We start from the raw sequence: 2,969 nt of genomic DNA on the forward strand, positions 1-2,969 counted from the left end.
GGAGCTCCGGCGCGTTATCGCCGCCACCACCGCCGGGGCACTGTACCGGGCGCTCGGCGACCGGCCCGACGACGAGCCGGCAGGCCGCCCGCTCTTCGGACTGCCGGCCGGCGGCACGGTCGCGGCCGCTCCGAGCCTGCCCGCCGAGGCCGTACGGCCGGGGGCGGATCCGCTGGCCGCCTAGGACACCCTCGACGGGGCAACCACCCCGCGCGATCCCTCCGGCACCCGTGCCGGCCGGGCCGCCGCAGTCCGGGACCCCGCCCGGACGGCAGGTCGTACCGGCGCGCAGAATGGGCATGTCTCGAACCATGGGAGGGTCGGTGTTCCGCCGTTGGTGGTTCCTCGGGCTGATGCGTGACGACGCTGCGCCGTCGCGCACGGACCGGCGGGGTCAGTCCAAGCACGACCAGGAACTGCTGCTGCGCGAGTGGGAGGTGCTCCGGGACCGGCTGGCCGCCTTCGCGGCCGAGCGGGTCACCGCGGCGGGGGACGTCCTGCGCGCCGCCGAGCTGCAGCTGCCCGCCGAGGAGACTGCGGCGCGGCGCAGCTACCTCTGGGCGCTGGAGGCCTTCGAGGCGGCCGGGCGGCTGCTGGAGGACCCGGCCGACCTGCCGGACCTGGCGGCGGCCGCAGTGCTGGCCGAGCGCTCGGTCGAACGGCTGGCCGCCGCACACGCCGAACACGCCCATCGGCGCCCGGCCCCACCGGTGGTGCGCTGCTTCTACAACCCGCTGCACGGCCCGGCCGCCGTCCAACCCTCCGCCGGGGCCGCCGGAGCCGGCCGGAACGGCAGGACGGGCAAGGGCGACCGGATCCGCCAGCGGCAGCGGACCGGCGCCCGGCAGGCCGCAGCCGACCGCAGGCCCGCCTGCCGGGACTGCCGGCAGGCGATCCTCGCCGGCCAGACCCCGGACGTCCTGCCGGCCCTGGTCCCCGCCGGGGCGACCGGCCGCCGCTCCCCCGCCGCGCTCGTTCCCTACTTCGCCGTACCGCAGCAGTGGTCGGTCTGGTCCGCGACCGGATGCGGCGCGTACGACGACCGGGCGCCCGCCCTGGTGCTGAGCGGCGAGTACCGCCGCCGGCGGCCTCACTGATCGTTCCGGGACGAGTTGCGCGGCAGGCGCCGGCGGCGATACGAGTGCCTGACGGCCCGCCTGCCCCGAACTGCCCACGCCTCGGGGTGGGGTGAGGAGCGCGGACCGTCCGACGACGGGGCGCCCGATGCCGGTGGGGCGGGTCCCGATAATCGCTGTTCGATCATCAGGCCGGAGTGATAGACAACCCGGCGTGGAAAAGAATCTTGAGTACTCCGACCTGCTGCGTCTGATCGAGGACCGCTCCGCGGCCTTCTGCGCAGCGGTCGCCTCGGCGCCCGGCCTCGACGTGCAGGTCCCGACCTGCCCGGACTGGACGCTGTACGACCTGGTGCAGCACCTGGGCGAGGGGCGTCGCCGCTGGGCCGCCACCGTCGCCTCGGGGCCCGACGCCACGGCCAGGTCCGCGGCCCGGAGCGAGCCGGTCGCACCGCGCGAGCGCGAGGCCCTGCTGGCGTGGATGGCCGCGTCGACGCAGGAGCTCCTGGACGAACTGCGCGAAGCCGCCCCGGACCGCGCCTGCTTCACCGGTTGGGGCGCCTCGCAGACACCGCACACCTGCGGCGGCGTCGCCCGGCACCAGCTCCAGGAGATCGCGGTCCACACCTACGACGCCCAGGCCACCGTGGGCGCGCCGGAACCGCTGCCGGTCGAGATCGCGCTCGACGGCGTCGAGGAGTTCCTCTTCACCTGCAACGCGACGACCAGCCCCTGGCCGCACAAGCCCAACGCCATCGACTACCACACCACCGAGGGCCGCTCCTGGCGCCTCACGGTCGACGGCGACGGCGCGCGCGCCGCCCGAATCGCGGGCGACGACCCGGAAGCCGGCGGCGTCTCGGTGCGGTGCACGGCCAGCGACACGGTCCTCTTCATGTACGGCCGGGTGTCCATGGACGGGCTGGAGGTCGACGGCGACCCGGAGCTCCTCGACCAGCTGATCGAGTGGGTCCCGGAGGAGTAGGACCCGTGACGGCGCGCCACGTTGCCCGGCCGTTGCGGACCGAGCTGGCGCGCCGTTCGTGCTCCTCGCCCGGGCAGGACCGTGGCACCGCTCGGCCCGGTCCGGGTTCCACGGGGGCCGGACACCAGTGGGCGATCAGCCCCCGCCCGGCCCGGTGCCGGCCGGCTGCCGGTCAGCCGACCTCCAGGTAGGCGATGACCACCACGGTGCGCAGCGCGGTGACGTAGTAGATGAGCCGGACGGCCTCCACCTCGTCGGTGTACTGGCGCAGTTCCGGTGTGGTGCCGGCGATGAGGTCGCCCATGGCCGGGTCGACGGAGAGCGCGGCGAGGGCACGGTCCAGGGCGTGGATCTCGCCGGGGTCGGTGATCGCCGCGATCTGCTGCTCGGCGAGCGCGGTGAAGGCGATCTGTGCGCGGCGGCGTCGCTGGCGGCGCATCAGGCAGCGGTGTCCCGCGGGCGGTCGGCGGGTGCGGCGGCGAGTTCGGCGAGCCGCCGGTCGCGGACGACCTCCCACGGGACGCAGTCCTCGGCGCGCGGCAGCCCGTGGCGTGCGATGTCCTCCAGTGCGGCCGTCAGCCGGTCGGTGCGGGCGCGCTGCTCGTCCGCGAAGGCCCGCAGTGCCGCGGCGGACCGCGGGTCGAGCGTCTGCCGTTCGGTGCCGGCGGGTCGGTCGGTCATCTCGCACTCCCGGGCGTGGCGTCGGCACCACGGTAGCGCCCCGCCCCGGCCGCTGTCCCCGGCCCGGGGCACATCGACGCCCCTACCGGCCACCGCGGCCGACGGCACGCCGCGGCCCGCCCCCCCGCGCGGGGGGGCGGGGGGGGGGCCCGGGCCGGGAGGGGGGGGGGGGGGGGTGCGGGGTAAGGGGGGCCGCGGGGGTCCCGGGCGGGGCCGCCCCGGCCCCC

5 protein-coding genes are annotated in these 2,969 nt (G+C 76.7%); 3 read left to right on the top strand and 2 right to left on the bottom strand.

The window, feature by feature from the left end; all coding sequences use genetic code 11:
- The 3 genes from ACFV0G_RS37750 to ACFV0G_RS37760 form a co-directional block, all read left to right on the top strand.
- A partial coding sequence (locus ACFV0G_RS37750; RefSeq protein WP_380557868.1) for a hypothetical protein occupies nt 1-184 on the top strand: 184 nt, incomplete at its 5' end.
- 115 nt (nt 185-299) lie between these two features.
- The gene (locus ACFV0G_RS37755; RefSeq protein ID WP_380557871.1) at nt 300-1,097 is read left to right on the top strand and encodes a hypothetical protein; all 798 of its coding nucleotides are present in this window, start codon (nt 300-302) and stop codon (nt 1,095-1,097) included.
- A 193-nt stretch (nt 1,098-1,290) separates the two neighbouring features.
- Entirely contained in the window at nt 1,291-2,061 is a 771-nt protein-coding gene (locus tag ACFV0G_RS37760) for a maleylpyruvate isomerase family mycothiol-dependent enzyme (RefSeq protein WP_380557874.1), read from the top strand.
- Nucleotides 2,062-2,233: 172 nt separating this feature from the next.
- On the opposite strand, the gene ACFV0G_RS37765 is transcribed toward ACFV0G_RS37760, so the two are convergent.
- Nucleotides 2,234-2,500, bottom strand: coding sequence for a hypothetical protein (locus ACFV0G_RS37765; protein ID WP_380557877.1), 267 nt, complete (start codon nt 2,498-2,500; stop codon nt 2,234-2,236).
- Nucleotides 2,500-2,742 (bottom strand): hypothetical protein, encoded by a 243-nt coding sequence (locus tag ACFV0G_RS37770; protein WP_380557880.1) that lies wholly within the window; start codon nt 2,740-2,742, stop codon nt 2,500-2,502. Before ACFV0G_RS37770 ends, ACFV0G_RS37765 begins: the two co-directional genes overlap by 1 nt.
- Nucleotides 2,743-2,969: the final 227 nt, after the last annotated feature.

This window comes from Kitasatospora sp. NPDC059571, from assembly GCF_042735675.1.
GTDB lineage: Bacteria > Actinomycetota > Actinomycetes > Streptomycetales > Streptomycetaceae > Kitasatospora.

Coding starts and splice junctions, on each gene's coding strand:
- ACFV0G_RS37755 (WP_380557871.1), top strand. CDS start 300: ATGTCTCGAACCATGGGAGGGTCGGTGTTCCGCCGTTGGTGGTTCCTC.
- ACFV0G_RS37765 (WP_380557877.1), bottom strand. CDS start 2,500: ATGCGCCGCCAGCGACGCCGCCGCGCACAGATCGCCTTCACCGCGCTC.
- ACFV0G_RS37770 (WP_380557880.1), bottom strand. CDS start 2,742: ATGACCGACCGACCCGCCGGCACCGAACGGCAGACGCTCGACCCGCGG.